21 protein-coding genes are annotated in these 18840 nt (G+C 54.1%); 9 read left to right on the top strand and 12 right to left on the bottom strand.

The window, feature by feature from the left end:
* Window positions 1-55 precede the first annotated feature (55 nt).
* The 8 genes from DBV39_RS20380 to DBV39_RS00225 all read left to right on the top strand — a co-directional run bounded on the left by DBV39_RS20380 (window position 56) and on the right by DBV39_RS00225 (window position 5526).
* Window positions 56-463 carry a type II toxin-antitoxin system RelE/ParE family toxin gene (locus DBV39_RS20380; RefSeq protein ID WP_322348731.1) on the top strand — a complete coding sequence of 136 codons (408 nt, stop codon included), beginning with the start codon at window positions 56-58 and terminating at the stop codon, window positions 461-463.
* A 75-nt stretch (window positions 464-538) separates the two neighbouring features.
* Window positions 539-859 carry a helix-turn-helix domain-containing protein gene (locus DBV39_RS00250; protein ID WP_108619840.1) on the top strand — a complete coding sequence of 107 codons (321 nt, stop codon included), beginning with the start codon at window positions 539-541 and terminating at the stop codon, window positions 857-859.
* A 380-nt stretch (window positions 860-1239) separates the two neighbouring features.
* Complete coding sequence (locus DBV39_RS00245) at window positions 1240-1521, top strand: type II toxin-antitoxin system RelE/ParE family toxin (RefSeq protein WP_108619839.1); 282 nt, start codon at window positions 1240-1242, stop codon at window positions 1519-1521.
* 13 nt (window positions 1522-1534) lie between these two features.
* Window positions 1535-1840: a HigA family addiction module antitoxin gene (locus DBV39_RS00240; RefSeq protein WP_108619838.1), complete on the top strand. Its 306-nt coding sequence runs from the start codon at window positions 1535-1537 to the stop codon at window positions 1838-1840.
* A gap of 287 nt (window positions 1841-2127) precedes the next feature.
* Window positions 2128-2265, top strand: a complete 138-nt coding sequence (locus DBV39_RS19310; RefSeq protein WP_159078691.1) for a hypothetical protein — start codon at window positions 2128-2130, stop codon at window positions 2263-2265.
* 135 nt (window positions 2266-2400) lie between these two features.
* Window positions 2401-3507: a GmrSD restriction endonuclease domain-containing protein gene (locus DBV39_RS00235; protein WP_108619837.1), complete on the top strand. Its 1107-nt coding sequence runs from the start codon at window positions 2401-2403 to the stop codon at window positions 3505-3507.
* Between the two features lie 3 nt (window positions 3508-3510).
* Window positions 3511-3978: a HEPN domain-containing protein gene (locus DBV39_RS00230; RefSeq protein WP_108619836.1), complete on the top strand. Its 468-nt coding sequence runs from the start codon at window positions 3511-3513 to the stop codon at window positions 3976-3978.
* Window positions 3979-4905: 927 nt separating this feature from the next.
* On the top strand, window positions 4906-5526 hold the full coding sequence (locus DBV39_RS00225) for an SPX domain-containing protein (protein ID WP_108619835.1): 621 nt from the start codon (window positions 4906-4908) through the stop codon (window positions 5524-5526).
* A gap of 131 nt (window positions 5527-5657) precedes the next feature.
* Here the strand turns inward: DBV39_RS00225 and DBV39_RS00220 are convergent, their stop codons facing one another.
* From DBV39_RS00220 to DBV39_RS00175, 10 genes are all read right to left on the bottom strand, one after another.
* Window positions 5658-6716 (bottom strand): hypothetical protein, encoded by a 1059-nt coding sequence (locus DBV39_RS00220; protein WP_108619834.1) that lies wholly within the window; start codon window positions 6714-6716, stop codon window positions 5658-5660.
* Window positions 6717-6974: 258 nt separating this feature from the next.
* Entirely contained in the window at window positions 6975-7352 is a 378-nt protein-coding gene (locus tag DBV39_RS00215; RefSeq protein ID WP_108619833.1) for a hypothetical protein, read from the bottom strand.
* A gap of 58 nt (window positions 7353-7410) precedes the next feature.
* The gene (locus tag DBV39_RS00210; RefSeq protein WP_227870736.1) at window positions 7411-7983 is read right to left on the bottom strand and encodes a D-Ala-D-Ala carboxypeptidase family metallohydrolase; all 573 of its coding nucleotides are present in this window, start codon (window positions 7981-7983) and stop codon (window positions 7411-7413) included.
* Window positions 7950-8228, bottom strand: a complete 279-nt coding sequence (locus tag DBV39_RS00205; RefSeq protein WP_159078690.1) for a phage holin family protein — start codon at window positions 8226-8228, stop codon at window positions 7950-7952. The genes DBV39_RS00210 and DBV39_RS00205 overlap by 34 nt, the downstream gene beginning before the upstream one ends.
* A gap of 1 nt (window position 8229) precedes the next feature.
* Entirely contained in the window at window positions 8230-8604 is a 375-nt protein-coding gene (locus DBV39_RS00200; protein WP_159078689.1) for a putative holin, read from the bottom strand.
* A gap of 93 nt (window positions 8605-8697) precedes the next feature.
* Window positions 8698-8961, bottom strand: coding sequence for a hypothetical protein (locus tag DBV39_RS00195; RefSeq protein WP_108619830.1), 264 nt, complete (start codon window positions 8959-8961; stop codon window positions 8698-8700).
* Window positions 8958-11198 carry a hypothetical protein gene (locus DBV39_RS00190; protein ID WP_108619829.1) on the bottom strand — a complete coding sequence of 747 codons (2241 nt, stop codon included), beginning with the start codon at window positions 11196-11198 and terminating at the stop codon, window positions 8958-8960. Before DBV39_RS00190 ends, DBV39_RS00195 begins: the two co-directional genes overlap by 4 nt.
* Before the next feature lie 69 nt (window positions 11199-11267).
* Window positions 11268-13958 (bottom strand): host specificity factor TipJ family phage tail protein, encoded by a 2691-nt coding sequence (locus tag DBV39_RS00185; protein WP_108619828.1) that lies wholly within the window; start codon window positions 13956-13958, stop codon window positions 11268-11270.
* Window positions 13948-14331: a hypothetical protein gene (locus DBV39_RS00180; RefSeq protein WP_108619827.1), complete on the bottom strand. Its 384-nt coding sequence runs from the start codon at window positions 14329-14331 to the stop codon at window positions 13948-13950. Before DBV39_RS00180 ends, DBV39_RS00185 begins: the two co-directional genes overlap by 11 nt.
* Window positions 14328-14810: a DUF1833 family protein gene (locus DBV39_RS00175; protein ID WP_108619826.1), complete on the bottom strand. Its 483-nt coding sequence runs from the start codon at window positions 14808-14810 to the stop codon at window positions 14328-14330. Before DBV39_RS00175 ends, DBV39_RS00180 begins: the two co-directional genes overlap by 4 nt.
* Before the next feature lie 81 nt (window positions 14811-14891).
* Between DBV39_RS00175 and DBV39_RS19305 the strand changes: the two genes are divergently transcribed.
* Window positions 14892-15485 (top strand): hypothetical protein, encoded by a 594-nt coding sequence (locus DBV39_RS19305; RefSeq protein ID WP_159078687.1) that lies wholly within the window; start codon window positions 14892-14894, stop codon window positions 15483-15485.
* A gap of 43 nt (window positions 15486-15528) precedes the next feature.
* On the opposite strand, the gene DBV39_RS00160 is transcribed toward DBV39_RS19305, so the two are convergent.
* Both DBV39_RS00160 and DBV39_RS00155 read right to left on the bottom strand, forming a co-directional pair.
* The gene (locus DBV39_RS00160; protein ID WP_108619823.1) at window positions 15529-15993 is read right to left on the bottom strand and encodes a hypothetical protein; all 465 of its coding nucleotides are present in this window, start codon (window positions 15991-15993) and stop codon (window positions 15529-15531) included.
* A complete protein-coding gene (locus DBV39_RS00155) occupies window positions 15990-18833 on the bottom strand; it encodes a phage tail length tape measure family protein (RefSeq protein ID WP_108619822.1) in 2844 nt (947 codons plus the stop codon). Before DBV39_RS00155 ends, DBV39_RS00160 begins: the two co-directional genes overlap by 4 nt.
* Window positions 18834-18840 lie beyond the last annotated feature (7 nt).

The raw sequence follows: 18840 nt of genomic DNA, 5'->3' as shown, positions 1-18840 counted from the left end.
TGCGCGTACCGCTACCGTACCGATTTCACCTGCTTTACAGCACAGCCAACCGCCGTTGCCTGGTGGCCACTTGAGTAGACAAGGGTTCCTTTATGAGCGATTTAAGAAGCAAGGCAGGCAGGCCTCGACGGCTGCCCTCCTTGGGGCCGGATCTGTCCGCGCTCTCAGCTTCGGTAGAAATCTCGCTCTGCTGAAAATATATTGCACCTGGAGGGATAGTTTCACAACGAGAGGAGTCTTCAAAACCCGCACCTTCACCCGCTCGATAAAAAAGGTCCGGCTAACCGACGCAGGCTTGTATGCCGCAGTCGAGGAGATGAGTCAAGGGCTTGTCGATGCTGACCTGGGTGGCAATGTTGTGAAGAAGCGCGTCGCGCTGCCTGGCCAGGGCAAGCGGGGCGGGGCCAGAACCATCGTCGCTACGAGAATGGCAGAGCGATGGTCTTCCTCTTCGAGGAGGTGACAAAGGAGCTGCCTGGTTTTGATGATCGGCAACTGACCATTGCGCTGGCTGCCGGTGAAATTGTGGAGATATGTGATGGCGACGACAAAGCGTAACAGCCGAATTCTGGACGAAATGCACGAGACAGCACGTGGGCTTCATGGCGCCGGTCTGATCAGCAAGCGTCGTACGGGCGAGTTTGTGGCGCTGTGCAATCTCGATGTGCACGAAATTCCGCCACAGCAGATCAAGGCGCTGCGTGAGCGGGCACACGTCAGTCAGGCAGTTTTTGCCGCTGTGCTGAACACCAGCCTTTCCACGGTGCAAAAGTGGGAAGCCGGTGACAAGAAGCCGGGCGGGCCGTCGCTCAAGTTGTTGAACCTGATCGAGCGCAAGGGGCTTGAGGCGGTCATTTAATGGCGGAGCCTGACTGCGGTCCGTAGACACCCGCAAGTGCAACTGAAGTAGCACACAGCATTTGTGCTACTCACTTTTCGGAAACCCGCATGAATGGTGGGCGGTACAAGGTTCGAACTTGTGACCCCTGCCGTGTGAAGTTAGCGTGCACTGAGAGTGAGACTCGGGCCTCACGCAAAGTAGCCTCAGGCTTCCTTCGTATTCAACTCAAGGCCAGGCTTCACTGTGGCAGTTTTCATGAATGGTGAGCCAATCCAGAAGACGTTCGAAAGTTGAATCCCCGACGGGATTCGATGGCGTACGCTCCTCAGCGCAACGAAGGAGAGGTAAACTTAAGCATATCTATTGACGTTAAACGTTAGCCGTTATATCCTTTTCTCATGACGATACGCTCATTTCAGTGCGCTGATACACAGGCGCTCTATGAAGGCAGGCACCCTAGGCGATTTTGCCAGTTCCAAGCAGTTGCTCAGCGCAAATTGCAAATGCTTGACGATGCAGTTGATCTTCGCGACTTGCGGTCACCTCCGGGCAACAGGTTGGAACAACTCAAGGGAGATCGCACCGGACAACACAGCATCCGGCTCAATGACCAGTGGCGGATTTGTTTCATTTGGGGCGAATCCGGTCCGGAATGTGTCGAAATTGTCGACTATCACTGAAAGGCAGACATACATGACCAAGAACAAAATACGTCCAGTTCACCCAGGCGAAATTCTGCGAGAGGAGTATCTTGCGCCCCTGGGCATGTCAGCTCATGCATTAGCCATGGCGTTGCACGTACCTGCTCCGCGAATTAACGATATCGTTCGCGAACGCAGGTCCGTAACGCCAGATACCGCACTAAGGCTTGCGCGATTTTTCGACACTACGGCAGAGTTTTGGCTTAACCTGCAAAGCTCTTATGACCTAAAGCGGGCTGAACATGAAAACGGCCAACTGATTTGGCAAGAAATCCGGCCATTTGCGCATGCTGCCTAGGAAATCCACGGGTTTAATCTGACAGTTCAAACGCGCCAACGCTGTCGTCACTATCAATGTCTTGCTGTACGTGAAATATTTCCAGCAACTTTTAGACCCAGGAGTGTGGGGCTGGAATGGTGTCATCAACAGGGTTTGATGAATGACGCATCCCCCCGATAACGGTGAAGAGCCAGCCTTTATTATAAATATTTGATTTTATTGGTGGGCGGTACAAGGTTCGAACTTGTGACCCCTGCCGTGTGAAGGCAAATGAATGGCAAAATGCTACCTATGAGACCGCATGAATGCTTGCTTTGATCGCCAGTAAAAGCCAGTTCTCGGCAACGAATTACACCAGAATTACACCAGCCCGCCACTGTGCGGGCTTTTTTATTGTTGGTCACCTGCTTCGGATCATCAGAAAGCTTGGCCGGGACGGATGAGTTGACCAAGGGGAGCTATTGCGCGCTCGAACTGCTGTTCTCAGTTACGATTAGATGGAATCAGGTATCGTTTCGCGTAGTGCCTTGCGGCTCGATTTTTGATATTGACACGTTGATGATGGACGGTAGCGAAGAATGATTCAGGTAGACGAGGCAGAGAACCGACCCGTACCAGTCGAAGATGAGACGAGCGAGGAAGCGGTTGAATATAAATTTGACCTCACCTTCTACGGAGCTGACTATCCAGTCGACGGCTTGGTTAAGCGCCTTAATCAGAAAGACATCATCATCCCCTCTTTTGATCCGACCAATGAGCTGGCGTTTGAAGTAGAGGCATTTCAGCGAAAGTTTATTTGGAGCAAAGTTCAATGCGATCGCTTCGTCGAATCATTGTTGCTAGGACTGCCGGTGCCAGGAATTTTTCTTGTACAGCAGTCTGACAAACGCTTGCTGGTGCTAGATGGTCAGCAGCGCCTGCTTACGATGAAAGCCTTCTACGATGGACTCCTGAATAGGAAGGAGTTTGCACTTAAGCATGTGCAGACACAGTTTCAAGAAAAGACCTACAAGACTCTTGACGACGATGAGAGACGTACGCTTGACGATGCGATCATTCACGCAACTGTTATCAAGAAGACCTCAGAAGACCAGGATCTATCCAGTATCTATACGCTATTCGAGCGACTTAACTCTGGCGGCACAACGCTTTCACCACATGAAATCCGTGTCGCGCTAGCGCCAGGAAAGCTGATGCGTCTGATTAGGAACCTAAACGAAACGCCAGCATGGCGCACGGCATTTGGCACGCCGTCTAAGAATTTGAAGGATCACGAGCTAATCCTTCGTTTTATCGCTCTAATGTTTTCGCGAAACGAGTACACCAGCCCGATGAAGGATTTTCTTACTAACTATGCCCAGCAAAATCAGAATCTTGAGCATGACTCTTCCGAATCGATTGAAAAGGCATTCACCGGCGCCATAGTGGCTGTTTCTAATGCCGTTAGCAGTAAGCCGTTCCGCATTTCCACTGCCTTGAACGCTGCGATCTTTGATTCAGTGATGGTAGGACTTGCCAAGAGGCAACTGACTGGAGCATCCGTGGATTCGGAGAAAGTGGCAAAGGCTTATGAAGCATTGCTTCGGGACAAAAATTATCAAGACGCTGTAGGAAAAGCCACCGCTAGGGAAGACCAGGTCAATACTAGATTGAGGCTGGCCATTGAAGCGTTCAAGGACGTCTAACTAATGCAGCGGCATGCATCGCTCAAGGATGCGTTAGATGCAACCTTTGCGCGCGCGTCGAGAATCGATACAGGAGAGAACGAGCTGCGCGCCGACTTTGCAAGGCATCTCTGTGTTCTCGTATCGGGCTTCATCGACCAGACGATCAAGAACTACACGATTGAGTATGTACGCAAGCGTTCAAGTGTGACTGTGACGAATCATGTTTCCAAAGCTGTTACCAACCTCACCAACCTAAAGGCGGAAAAGCTGATCTCGCACTTGCTATCGTTTGACCCTAACTGGAAGCCGAAACTTGAAGTATTGATTGCCGACGAAAGAAAGGCCGCAGTGGATAGTGTCATTACCTTGCGACATGGGATTGCTCACGGAAAGCCAGGCGATGTCACGATTGCGCGCATCAGCAACTATTACGCTGAGGTTGGTAAGGTCATGAGTGGAATTCGAGTACTAATGCAGATCGACGACTAGTCAACAGCATACCAAGGTACTGGACGTTTCGCTAACCCCGTCAGCCCGGGTACTTGAAACGCTCAAAGAGACGCACAGCACATTTCACGCCTTTGGACTGGAGACCTCGCAAGAGCACACACTGCACTTCAAACGAGCAGGCCTGACCGCATCCGAGCACGAACAAGCCAGACAGATGAGACTGGATTCAATGCAGGCGCAGGCCGAACTGAAAGCGGACCGGTTCATTTCGTTTGATGAGTACGTGCGTCAGTTTCATGCTGCGCTCAAGGCACCTTTCTGAAGCACCCTGAGCCCTGTCGTTCTCTGTGACATTGCCCGCGCTGTGGAATTGATGCGAGTTGAAGAGCAGCGAGACGCAGGTCCGTGCCGATCACGCGCAGACCTGCCGGCTCTTGTGTGAAGTTTTTACGTGGAATTGAGCGGCGAAACCTCGCGAGGCCTTTCTGTTTTTTTGGAAGGGCAGATCCAGAACTCGACAACTTCGACGCTCAAAATATATTTGATGACGCGAAACGTAAATTAGGAGTACAAATCTGGAGAAAGGAGGTCTGGTGAAACGAGATCGGGAGCGAGCCTCGACGCAGATGGGAGTCGCTCCTCTTTCCGGTCTTTCAGGGCTTCCCGATTGACTAGGTGCCGCGTCTCTTCAGGCAGAGATACATTCCGAGATGCTTCGAAAGCTTGTCACACAAACGTCATGTGTGACTCGCAAGCACTTGATTTTATGGCGCGCCCGACAGGAATCGAATCTGTTTTAAGGGGAATTAGGTGGAATTTGTGTGCTTTTTCACTGGAGAAGGGCGCTTTTAATTCCACCTATTTCCTCTGGTGTGTCACGATTTTTGTCACGATGCATTGTTAGCGTCTACCATCGAACTCAAGCACAACCCTTAACGGCAATCAGAATAAAACTGGAGGCGCCAAGTGTGGAATTGGATTGATGCGTGGAATTGGACTGTTGATCTCGTATCGTCCGCCCTCCCAGGAGTGATAGTTGGATCCGCAGTTGCCGGCATTGCCGCTAGGTCCACGAGCAAATATCTGGACAAGAAAGCGGAAAATGTTGCCACGAAGCAAGACATCAAGGAGATTACTCAAAAGATAGAAGAAGCGAAACAACCATTTTTCGAGCTTCAAGAGCAGGTAAAGGGATTTCACCAACTTCGTTTTGCTGCAATTGACCGCCGGCTACAAGCGCATCAAGATGCTTTCGTATTCTGGGTAAAACTTCTCAATAATGTTCACAGCGAAAAACAGAAGAAAATGCAGGTCATTGGTGAATGCCAAGAGTTTTGGCAACGAAACTGCCTTTACTTGGAGCCAACAGTAAGAGACGCATTCACTGAAGTTCAATTCGCCGTACAGACGCATGACTTTCACATGGGTCAGCTTGGCGAAGAAAAGACCAGCGCGAACTGGGACAAGATCATGGATTTCCCGACCGTGCTGTTCAACGCGATAAAGCTCACGCCCATTTCGCAAGAAAATCTAGAAAAAGTTCGACAGCACGCAGCAGAGACGAATAAAGCCAACTCAGCGCCATAAACTCCCCAGTCACCTATGGTGAGCGCAGTCCATCATAGCTTGCCTCACACGTCAGTCCCGCGATCCTGGCACTGTTTGTATATTAAGCTGGCTGTCCAGCTGCTTCGGCTCTGCGTGAACACAGCACAAATTCAATCTGACTGAGGTATGACATTCCTCTGAGCAGGAATGTCTGATATCCATGCCTGCTTAATTTGTCCGCCAACAGCCTTAGTCTGAACGTGAAGAAAAATTGGAGTGTGGTACTCCGCGGCAGACCAAAATTGCTTCAACTGCTCCTTCGTGAAGGGACCTTCTTCTGTCATGTCCAGAAGAGCCGGGATCTCTCCAGCAGAACTGGTAAGAGTGAACTTGGCGATATCACTTCCTTCCACTCGCCTAAAGCCCATGATCTTAAACTCTTGCTTGAGCACCAAATTATCTGATGACTCCCTCGCTGACCGAGCATTGATCTCCAGTATCTCAGGTCGACTAAAAACCGTGTTTCCAATGGATGCTTCAGTGGCATCTGGGACACTTTTCACCACCTGCTTAGCACCATTTGCTGCGGCCTCGCCAAACCTAGAGGAAACAGGTGAAGCGCCGACTAGAGCTTCGATTTGTTTTGTGCGCTCTCTTTCTTTCTCAACGTCAGCAGCGAGTCGCGCCTTTTCGCTTTCGGACGATGAAGTAGTTTGCGCCTTGCTCGCTTTGTGCTCTAAATAAGCGCCGCCAATACTGGTGACCGTGTAGCCAGTGGCCAATACTATAGCCACCGAAATAATGGCTTTTAGTTTCTTGGTATCGTCCATATTTGACAATCCCTTTGCCAATTCGCTCAAGAACCCGGAAGTTTGCGCGTCTAAATTTGAACAGCCATTAGAAACACTGAAAATGAGGTTGAAGCGATCATAGTCAGCCTTTGTTAACCTCCGGAGATCCTCGGTTCCATACAATGCAAATGCCGTTGCTCGGTATATTTCTTCCTGAAATCCCCAAATGCCTCTCGCAAAAGCGCCTGGAACCGTTGCTCGGTAGTTTTCCCCATCAACTTCGATCGTCAGGCTTCCAATATCGCCTGAGAAAATGATTTCATCAGGGAAAACCATGGACTTACCATTCTGGAGCGCGATGGCTAACTCAATGGCTACGTCCAGTGAAGTAATTTCGAGAACGGCCTTGCCATCTCTTTCCTGGATTTCGATCGTCACTATTAGTCTCCGCCACAATTCACTGAGCGCTGCTCTTGAATTAACAACTATACCTAAGCAATGTCTCTGTAGCGACTTTTAAGACTCGGAGTCAGCAATCCGAAAGACTTTTTTGGCCTTCTCTACTTCGCCCACACTCTCACCACCGCCCTATGCCTAGCGGCGCAGATCCCGTATCTAACCAGCACCTCATCCTGCATCCAGACCTGCCAGGCGTCATAGTCTCCAGCTGGCGGATCCGGGATATCCGGACACGGCTCAGCGAGACTGCGATCCAGTGGCGGCAGTGTTCGTGGCACGAACTGCATCGGTGAGGTTGCGCAGCCTGACAAGATCAGGACTGCAACCAGCAGGTAAGGGAGTCGCATCTTTGAGTGCTCGGGAGAGTTGGCCAACTTGCCGGGTGAGTGTCGGAGCCACCTCTGCGGCTTGAGAGGCAGCTGTGGCTATTCGGGTGATATCGGACTGCAGGCTGTCAATCGCCTGCTTTGCCAGGTCGGATTGCAGATCGGACTGTTCGCGCCGGATATCAGCAATCCTCGCCTCATACCGCCATCCCTGCGCAGTCCACGCTGCACCGGCTGCAGTCGCTGCGGTGAGTGCCAGTGCGATGACACCGGCTTTGATGGAAACCATGCAAGTTTTCCTTTTTGCATAAGCAAATGTTAGTTTTCATGTGCCAGAGCATCACATTTCACAGTTTCCTCAGGCCCGTCACATAACCCGCCTTACGCGACCAGCTCATCACCTGCCGGCGCATCCTTGGATCGATGCCCAGATGGACCCACTCGGTCGAGCCTTGCTCGTAGATCAGCTGGTCGAACTGGATGTTGCTGTCGCGGATGGCTTCGCAGATCTCGATGACCGGCCCGAATCGTGGGCAGGTGAAGTCTGCTGCAAGCCCTTGGCTGTGACTGCTGGTGTCACTTCCTCCGACCAGCCGGTTGAGATCTGGCGATCGGTATCCACTTGATACGATGATCGGGTTGTTGCCAAGCAAGGCTCTCACGTGCTCGAGTGTTTCTGCCAGGTGATGAAGGTTCGCCAGATGCCTGACACCCGGTGAGTTGTCGATCCCGTTGGCATTGGCTGTAGCCGACCGGGTAAGTTCAGCCAGGGTGAAGTGTTTGCTTAATCGCATGGGCTCCTCTGGCTGTGACGTAGGTTGATCCGTTGCTGGCTTTTGTGGCGCAAGCTTCTCAGGGTTGAGCAGGTCCTTTATCCAGTCGCAGATCATCGGCACCACCTTCGGTTGCCCAGCAGGCACGAGACGTTTCCGCGAGCGTGGTGTACGCAAACAGCCACCACACATGCCAGTGCGGCATCGGCCAGGGTAGCCAGGGCATGATTCAGGCCGATCTCGACCACCTGGCCACCAAGGGCGCAAATGAGCAGCCAGGCAGACCCGGAAACCCATTTCTTGTATCGGGCGTCCCCGCGCTGATACGTCATCAACCACGCCAGCGAATAGACGTTTGCAGCGATCACAACTCCTGCAGTCAACGCGTCCATGTCAGCCTCCCTTGCGCCAGACCGAAACCAGTGCATCCCATACGGCCCGCACACTCATCGTGCGTATGCGATCGATCGCGGTGATCGTCACCTGCACCACGACAGCGGACACGGCAAAAGCGATGAGCAAGGGGCTCTTGAGAAACGACTGCATCGCAGCCACATCCGGTACCGCCGCATATCCGACAACCAGCGAGATGAGCGCGTAGATCAATCTCGGTATCCAGCTGGTGTCGCGCGCAGTGACCGCAAAGGTCGTGGCTCCTGCGAATGCGCCGAACACCGCCTCGGGATCCAGGCCGCTCAACCAGGCAGCGACTCCCACGGTTGTAGCCACCGCACCTGCAGTCGCCATGCTTGTCGTTGGTTCAGGCATATTTCTCCTGCCCATAAAAAAAGAAAAAGCCCCGTTCCGGGGGCGTAAAAAAACCCGCCGTAGCGGGGTTCAGATCTGCGCATCACGCGCCAGTCATGCTGGGTAATAGAGGAATGCGCACAAGACGATTGCACCAATCGCGCCGCCAACCATCGTGGCGTACAAGTCATGCTTGTCGTCCACTCCGCGCTCGAGCCAGTTATCCCACACCGCCTCTTTGAGCGCGCCGATAAGGATGGCTGCAGTCAGGCCGGTGAGCGCCGCTGATACCGTGTCTAGGTCACGCGAGAACGCAAGGCCGACGATAAGCGCGATCAGTAGGCCGGCGATGAGGTGTTTTGCAAGATCGTGTCTCATGACGTCACCAGCGCGACATTATCAACATCGTTTGTTGCTGTTATTTGGTAGTACTTAAGTGCATAACGATTGCCAATCGAATTAAGTATTGTCGAACCAACCGGACCCTCCGCAAGTCGGCCTGTGGCGGTCGTGTTATCCGCGAGCAAGTATATAGGTGGCCCAGAATAAGATGTTTCAACAGTGAGCACTGCTCCAATTTCAGTGAAATTTTTTGTAATCATGATCCGTGCGTTCGTTGTGCCTTGCACCGAAACAAGACGCTGGATGGTTCCAGAAGGCGATGACCTCGGCCCCATGGACCTGTTGCCCTCTACGAGGACACGCTCAGTCTCCGGGTAAAGACGCAATCTGATTGTGTAATTTATCGGCCTGATGAACTTGTTGTTTGTAACGATCGTTTTGGGCGCGCAATAAACATCCCATAGTCCGTTTTGATCTACGTTCCCGTCCAGTATCAGCGTGTCAAAAAAGTAACCGGCAATAGCAAGACTGCCCATATTTGCAAAATAGCAATCTTTGATGATCAGTTTTCGCTCTTGCCCGACGGATAGCACACCGGGAGGCTGGGGTCCGCCTGAACGATAAAGTCCGGTAGTGAGTGCTGACCCGTCCTTATTCTCGAAACGACAGTTGAGCAAACTGAACTCTGCGCAATCTCCGTAGTTGATGTTCTGCCCTATGTCTCGGAAAGTGCAGTTGAAAAGCGTGATGTAGACTCCGCCGGATAACTGTGCCCCTATGCCGCCAACAATCGTGCTGTTCTGATAGCGCACGTTCCACGGCCCGGGGTGAGTCGAAAAACCCCACGCGTTTCTGCCAATATGCAGATTGTCATAAATGACGTGCATCTGTCCGCGGGACGCATCAACTGCGTGCCAACCTCTGCCTGCCTGCACGTTGGTAATCAGGCTGTGGTAGTTGCGAGCGACGATAATTCCGTAGCCGAAAGAAAGATTGTCAGGTGCGTTTGGGTTTGCTGTGTACCCTTGATTTTTGTCGATATAACCAAAGTCATGCACCTTGATATTTGATGACACCGTATACCCGCAATACTGCAAATACATCTGGTTCCGTGTGTGCCCAGAGAAGGATAAATTGGCTGTTACTGCCCGGCTGTGCCGTGCCACGAGCAGTGTGGTTCTAAGTCCGTTTGGATCAATCGCCACGAAACTGCCGTTGCAAATAATGATTTCTTTCTGAAGTTTGTAGAAGTTGACTGATATCCCACCTGCCTTGCCTTCATCAATGATCTGCTGTTCGTTGATGTCGCAAATAACGGCTCCCTCGATGTACACATCATTGCCATCTACTTCATTGACAATGTAGTAATGCATGACAGGGATCGTGCCATCGTAAGTTGCTGCGCTTTCGATGTAGCACATGTCGCCCGGCGCTACGCCAGCCGTAGACGCAAGCGTTAGCTTTGCGTCGCCCCTGGCCGGATAAGATGAGAACGTCGTTGTCAGGTGATAGGCACTATCTCCGCCAAAGCTGATGGCACCATCATCACAGATGACCTCTGCTCCACCAAGATCGACTAGCATTGGCGGATGGTTTGTCCGGTTAATGCCAATGCCACGGGTGATCCGATAACGTCCGCCATCGCCCCTGAACGGTCTGCCAGTCTGACTTGCTTGATTTAACGCGGCTTCAAACGCATCAGAGTCGTCTGCAATACCGTCGCCAACTGCACCGAATCCAAAAGGCGAGACGAAAACGCCGTAATTAGCAACGCCAAGAGCCATCTCCTGCCTCAGCACCGCATCGCCTACGCTAACCAGTGTGCCACCTTCCGGCAATCCAGCACCAGTGGTCGTGTAAGGAAGTGGCGTGGATCCAGTCAACCGCCAGAACTCTCCAGCCGAGTCGCGGATGATCTGGTTGTATTCGGTGATCGTGATTCCAGCTGCGTAGTCCTCGATTGCGCCGCCAGCGCCTGTGCCGTTATATCCAGAAGCGGCAATGAAAGCATTAAATCGTAACTGACGATCAATCTGAGCAACATCGAACTGACTCTCGCGAAAGGATTGCTCGCTTGAGAATGCCATTGCCCGCGCGGATTGAGCAGCATTGAATTCGGATTCCTGCCCGGCCATCGTCTTTCTCGTAACGCCAAATCTGTCCGTCCACGTCGATCCAGACTTGTTGACGGCCTCATCAAGATTCTTGCTGTTGTCCTCACGATCGCGTGGATCTCCAGACCCGATCGGATTGCCGGTGTTGTTTCTGCTCATATCTGTCGCCCATAAAAAAACCGCCTCGGGGGCGGTTCGTGTGGAATGGTGGTTATTTCGTTGGCGGTATTACGCGGGTGCGTTGTTATCGTCTGCGTAGACTCTTTCGTCGTAGTTCATTGCGGTCACACTGACCCGCCCATCGCCTGGCACGATGTTGGTCACCAATGCAGGGAAGGCCCATCTCTCGGTGGTACCGAAATACACGTGTGGCGGCTCCAGAGAGAGGCTGATCACGGGCCACGGGAGCGGGATACTGGCAATCACGCTGTAGTCATCCGGTCCAGGAGTCGCGGCGAATGGTCCGGCAACCGTCCCGTCCGGCCTTCGATACGCGACCACATGCGACTCACCGTCTGCCCACACCAGCGGCTCGGATACCCTCAGCAGTGCATCGTCCCCGCTTGCTGTGATCGAGTGCAGGATGGCTGACTGACCGTAGCCCGGGATGTCGTCAACCAGCGGGACGTAGGATAGGTATCCAGAGTTGAGCGCATCCAGCTCGGTCTCGATCTGGTACGTCCATCGCCGGTACCGCATCTCGCGCCGGATCCGCATGCCGATGCGCCAGGCTCTCGTTCTGTCCGTGACCCCATCGAGCTTGACCTTCATCAGCTTGATTCCGGCGTCCCCGGGCAACAGGCACTGGATGACTTCCTTGGTAAACGTCTGGCCATCGATGTACTCGACCTCGACGCCGTCGTGATCATCCACGCGACGTGTGCGGAAGTTGCGTTTCAGAGGTCCGGTGATGTTCTGCAGGCTGTAGCCTTGCTCAAATGACGTCCGGACGTCATCCCTGACCGGCTTGATCAGGCCATCATCGATCGTCAGTTCAGCCATGCCAGCACCGAAGGCCGTGTCAATCGCGCCTTTGACCGTCGTCTCTTCGAAGATATGGTCCAGCGTCTCGCCTCGCGCCACCCAGATATCGTGCAGCCGCTCGATCTCGTCCATGTCGAGATTCGCGTCGGTGTAGCCGATGGTGGTGGCGATGTAGCGGGCAAAGGCGGAAATGTCCCTCGTGGCTACCGGTGCAGACCAGGTACCACCGGCCTGTAGTGTGGGCAGCTTGCGGGTGGCAATCACGTTGATCTGGTTCTCGGACTGCGCGCCGATCCGGTTTCCAGACCTGACGTACACAGCCATCGTGGTCCAGGCCGGATAGGTGGTTCGAGTCGGAAGTCGGGACCGCAAGCCATAGAAGGAAACCTTGTCCTGGATCTGGGTGGATGTGGTGGTCGGACTGATCCGGCGAACCCGAATCTCAGGACGCATGGATAGAATGCTGCGTTGGACGGTAAAGCCGATCTGATCCAGTGTGGCCTGCGTGTAGGCGTAGGTCAGCGAAGTCCACGCGCCACCGATGTCTTTGTCACGGTACTGGACCTCGATGTTGGCCGTTCTGGATGCCAGATCACCGCTGGTCAGAACCTCCGCAAGACCGTTCGGGAAAAAGAAATCGAACTCGATAAAGTCGGTCACTTCATTGGCTGGCGTGATACTGAATATCGACGTCCACGCACCATAGGCCGCACCGCCCGCATAGGTGATGCTCGCGGCTGACTCAAACGCGGGAAACGAGTAACCAGAAAGCGTTACGAACTCCTCCGACGCACCGCCGAGCGTCACGTTGATCGCCCGCTTGAAGGTCATCGTGTACGAGCCATCGGCCACGACAACCGGCACCGATGGCGAGCCGATCGGATCCTCATCGGTTGGCGGCACTTCAATCGTCCAGAGTTCGATGTAGCCGTTACCGGATCCATCCAGGCTGGCGTTGTAGACGACATAATCGCCATCGAGCCCTGCGCCTGAAACGTGAACGATAGTGGTGTCGGGCAATGGCAGGATGTGGCCGAAGTTGCCCGAGAACCTTGTTACAGCGCTGACTTCTTCGGCTGCATACGTCTCTGGCCTGTTGACTTCAATCCTCACTAACGTACCCGGCCCCCAGCCTGGCGGGAAAGTCTGGCTGTATCCGGAAGGTATGGCGATCGTCACCCCCGAGAACTGATAACTGGGTGCAGGACTGTGCGAAGTGGTCTGCATATCAACGCCAAGCTCAATTCCAGCTTGCCCGGTCGAGGTTCCTCCCACTTCCGAGACGGTGTGCCAGTGCTGGGCTGCAGTCAGGAACGAGAGATCCGCACCAGGTGGATAAATGCCGTAGCTGCCATCCACGCCGAGTCCTGAGAATGGCGTGTCGCCGATCTTGACATCGTTGGCGTCAATCTCGTACTCACCCGGACCGATGCAAGCCAGAAACTCAATCCACTGCTCGCGCGGGCCGTTCAGGAAATGTCTGCGGGGTGGCGTGAGGTAGTCCGGGTAGCGCTTGAACCGTCCGGCAAGCTCCGGTACCACCTCACCCAGACGTGCCTGGTTGGCACTGGCCGAAGCCACATCAAGCCGGGTGCCTTGCTGCGCATTCCCGCGGTTGATTCCGCCGATGCCGGGCCGCAAGAAAAGACTGGCCGCACTCAATGCGACCGCAGCGACAACCGCCCAGGTGATCGGGTCGCCCTGTGCGGCCTGGATCCAGATGCGAACATCATCGTCCGCCTTCAGAATGAAGGTAGAGCGCTCGTCACGGGTCAGTTCCCTTCCATTGACTTCAACGTGCGTGTGCAAGCGCTGGGGCTGGTCCGGATCCTGCCGTTGGCTGCGAATGAAATCAACGAGCGTGCCTTCCCATTCATGGATCTCCAGCGGCTCGCCTGGAATCTCCTTGGCGTGCGGGTAGATCTTAATCGTCATAGTAGACAACCTTCGTAAAACGTCTCTCGAACTTCGGGATCCCGGTCAACGTAGGACCGACCTTTCGTCGGGTCTCCAGCACCCACAACCGACCGTCTGACTGAACGACCAGCCCGATGTGAACGCAGCACTGCCCACGCCACCCTGTTGCAATGGCGCCAGGCCTGAGCGACACCTCATGAAACCCGGTGCCTCGAACGGCCTTGCAGGCATCAGTCAATGCGGGCTTGTCATCGGGATCGATGTCGTCATAGCTGGGCAGCAGCGGTTTGCCAAAGAGGGTGTGTCGGGCACTGCGTGTCAGCCCCCAGCAATTGAAGGCATGCGGCCCCCTGCCGTCATCGGCATAGGTCGTCTGCAGGTAATGATTCACAGGTACTTCAGCCCGGGTGCAGACTCAGTCGTATACCGCTCTCGCGGCCACGCCGAATTCAGCAGGTCGTAGAACGATGCCTCGAACTTGGCTTCCATGCCTTCGATCACACCACCGACGACCACCATCACCAGCGGCGCTCTGGCCGGTGCCGTCTTGTCGCTCGCCAGATACTCGAGATAGACAATCTCCACCAGCCCGTCGTCTTCAAGCGCAGCCTCTATGTACGCCTGCTCGCTCCCGTCCAGTCCCGCCACTGCGAACGCAAGGTTCTGCTGGCCAGACGTGTCCCGTTTTGGTAGAGACACGGCAATCGGTGCGGCGCGAAACAAGTAGTCGTCGCCATCGACACCGAGCATGTGATCCTCAAAGCCACCGCACACGCGGATCGGATCTTTACCAGGTACTCGGATTTCAAGCGCAGGAATGATCACCTCGGCTGCAGGAGCGGAGGCGTAGACGGTTGCAAGGATGGTCATAGACACCAACAAAAAACCACCCGAAGGTGGTGTACAAAGGGAAACTATGGGTGACTTCTGAATAATGAAACGGAGACTCACATGGCAAATCTGCCAGCCTTTTGCGACAACTGCGGAACTGTTTTCAACTCCGGAATCGCCGGATCCGGCAGCTCCATGATCACGATCTCAAATTGCAAGGCTGGCCCATGCCCAGTCTGTGGGTCAATGGGCACCGTGCCGGACGGCGCCTTCAATCTGCAGGAGCACCTGGTCACGGTCTTGTCTGGCCCGGCTTCGACCCATGAACGATTCATGCGATTGAAAGCGGTGCTCGAGCAAGCCAAGGCCGCAAACAAGTCCGCCGAAGAAACCATCAAATCAGTTGAGGCAGTGGATCCGACCATTGGAAAGTTGGCCAGATTCTTCACAGTGGATCGGGTGCTTAACGGTTTAGCTGTGCTGGTCGCGATCGTTGACCTCGCTGTCAGGCTTCAATCCCCTGCTCCTTTGAGCAGAGAGGACGCCAGGATACTGATTCAAGAGGCGATCCAGGCAACTCGAGTACACGAGGCTCCGGATAAAGAAGTAAAGCAAAATGAAGGCGGCAGCTCTGATCGGGTCGACGAAATAGTTGATGGTGACCATGATCCCAAGCAGGACCCTGAAAACGATCGAGGCTTTATATCCACATAGGATGGCCAAGGTTTTGGTGCAAAAGCTTTTCATGTGACCTTCCTTATTTCGGCCAGTACAGATTCATCGTGCGGTCAAACATGTCCGCGTAGATCAGCTCATCGGGGTAGTTGATGTCTTCTGCAGGGAGTGTTGGACGTTCGTAGATTTCGAGTTCAGCGGAGACGCGCCACATGCTCGCAGCAACAAGAGTGGGGCCTTTGTACATAGTCGTGAATCGACAGACGTACGGCTTGATCCCCATCGGCGTCTGCAACGGACAGTTAAACCACTCTGCACCGTCCATCAAAGACTCTTTGAACCACAGCTCAAACAGCAGGCAGTGCGCGTTCTTGTCGAAGAACCACGTTAACGAAACGATGCTTGGTATAGACGTGAACTTGCGCCGCTGCCGGGCTCGTCCTGATTGAAGTTCAGTCCGCTGTAAAGGGCTGACATGGTTGATGTCGTAGCCCTCACGCAGAGGCAGGGTGAGACCAGCCGGGTAGTTGATGGACGTAGCGATCATGTGCCATGCCTCTTCCAGCCGAGGTGTTGAATACCGGTTTTTGCCACTCTCCCGCCCCCCATGATGTCCGCCACCATGACGTCTAGGATGTACTCCCTGTCGCCTGTCTGGCGCTGGGAGACTTGGCCGGCACGACTTGCATCTTCGATCAGGTTGACGCTCAGATTCAGACCAGACGCCCCAGCCCCATCCCCTCTCGATGCAGATCGCCCAGACTCGATGCGCTCAAGCATCCCATCCAAACGTGCGCTTGTCTTGGCTGTCGTTACGCGCTCACCTTTCTCAAGAAGCCACGTTCCAGTTTTCGGAACTGAATCAATTCCATCGTGAGCCATGCCAGTCGCACCAGCCTGCGCTGCAGCAGCAACTGCCAGCGCAAGAGGGCCGGTTGTGCCCAACGCAGTAGCCATGGCCAACGGTGCCTCTGCTGGCCCAACAATTGGAATTGCAGCCGTTGCTGCGTATGCGTTTAGCCCCGCTTGCAGCGACATTGCGGCAGCATTTGCACCCATCGCAGCCGCGCCTGATTGCTGAGTGCTCTTGCCGACGATCATCTGCACCGCCTGGTAGGCAAGCCACTGAGCGGCCATCTGGCCCAGCGCATTGACCACCGACCGAGCCATGCCCTCTGCCATATTGCCAACTGCATCACCCAGGCTTTGTGAATCAAAGACCATTGCCTCGAACGCATCACCAAACTGCTGAGAGAATCGTTGAAGAACATCAGCTGACATTTCGTCAAATGACGTCAGCGCTTCTTCGGCTCCGGCTAGATACCGCTCCCAGAAACTACCGCTTGATTCGAGCAAAGCCTGATTTGTCTCATCATCAAGCCGACGAAGGTACTCAGCCTTTTGTTGCTCAGTCGATACGGTGTTGCCAAGGATAATTTCTCGACGCCTGTTATACGAATCGAGGATTGCTTCTTCTTCCGTGCGCAAGGACTCAAAGATCCGCTCAGCCTCACGATTCTGCGCTTGGGTCGACTGGACAGACTGGCGATCCGTCATGGCACTGGTTTGTGCCTGGGCAAGCTCTCTCCAGAGGGCACTACCTTCCTTGATGCCCTTGTTCTCCATCTCGCGCAGAAAAATTGCTCTTTCCCGCTCTGCTGCGGTCATGCTCAGAAGCGTGGTCTCAAACTCGTAGTTACGCAACTGCTCCCGCATCTCTTCAGCGGCACTTTTGGTTGCAACACCAAGGCGTCTGGTTCCAGAGGATGCGCGATCAAGGCCAGAATGAATGGCATGAATCTGCTTGTTCAGGGCATCCAGAAGGTCAACCCGCTGTTCTTCAGACAGGTTCACTGTCTTCAGCAATGCGAGATAAGTCGCCACGACATCGTTGATCTGAGCCTGTGCGCGCTCAAAGTCAGACATCGCATTAATCTCGGCGTCCCTACCCTGATTCAGGAAGTCCTGGATCTCGCGAAGCTTTTGCTTCTCCTCAAATTCCTTTTTTAGTTGGCTGGCTCTCGATACATCTGCCAGTTGCAGATCATTGACCAACTTGATCTCTTTCTGTTTCTCGTCCAGCAAATACTGCAGATTGCGCAGTTCAACTTGATACGCCCCTACGGCCGTCTGTGAGTTGCGCTGCTTAAGCACCGCAATTTCTTCTTCCAGATCTTTTGCTTCTTCGTAGAGTTTTTCCAGTTGTTGCGTGATTGTTGGGTCAACAAGGCCTTGCAGGTACACACCAAAGGCTTCCCACGCACTGATCGTCCCGTCCTTCACATCAGCCCAGGCGCGCGCCAGCCAACTCGTCTGTTCGGTGATTCGCGGGGCGCGCTCCATGATGGCTTCGTAATACTGCTCCGATGCCAGCGAGACCGCCTCCTGCGCCCTGCCTTGATCGAGGAGTGCCTGAACCTGCGCATAGGCATTGGCCGTCAAGAAGTTGTATTGCTTGTCCAGATCCTCAATGGCCTTTGCGGGATCGCCTGCCATGTCAGCGAACTTCTTGATGGTTTCATCTACAGCCGTTCCTGTTGCGCGTTCCCACTCAATCGCCGCCAATGTTGCACGCTGGTAAGACAAACCGAGTGACTGGTTCGAGGAAATGATGCCAGCGATCGCGGAGATTGCCTTACCCTGGGTGCCGGACACTTCCGCCACACTCGCCGCCATGGCCGATAGCTCAGCAGCGGTCAATCCAGCCTGATACCCAGTCACATCCAGTGCGTCATTTAACTCCTTGGTACGCTCGACTGCTGAACTGTATGCAGAGTAAACACCGTACCCAGCCGCAGCCATAAGTCCTAGTCCGACTGTGACCGGATTGATGATGGACAGCATGCCACGCATAGCTGCACCCATACCACCAAAAGAATCTCGAATCTGTCCTCCCTGCTGGATTGCGATCATATAGATCGGCATTCCCGAGGCGAGCGAAGTCACGATATCCGTGATCTGCATCGGCAACTGACGCATGGCCATGGAGTACTGACCTGCACTGATACCGGCGCGTCCCATACTCATAGATGCCTGGTCGAGTCGCTGGATCAACGGTGCTGCCCGGTCGGCAACGCCCAGTTCAGCTGCACGCATCATGCGAAGCTCGGCTGTCGTCTTGCCAATGGCATCGACCTGACGCTGAAGATCTTGAATGAATCGATCTGCAGCGATAGAAGCTGCTCGTGAGGACGTGCCAACGCCTCCTAGCGTCTCGGAGTAGGTCCGCATCCCGGTCGAAGCGGCCCCAGCCGCGCCACCGGCTCGATTGAGCTCGGCTTCCGTCGTCTGTGCGAAGTGCTTTGTCGCAGCAGTCGACCTGGCGAGCGTTGCACGCAATCCTGCGTCATCGCCCTCCAGGATCACACCGATCTTCTTTGATGCCATGTCAGAT

Origin of the sequence: Orrella marina (genome assembly GCF_003058465.1) — a bacterium.
In the GTDB taxonomy this organism is placed as follows: domain Bacteria; phylum Pseudomonadota; class Gammaproteobacteria; order Burkholderiales; family Burkholderiaceae_B; genus Algicoccus; species Algicoccus marinus.
This window is presented reverse-complemented; position numbering and strand designations above follow the sequence as displayed.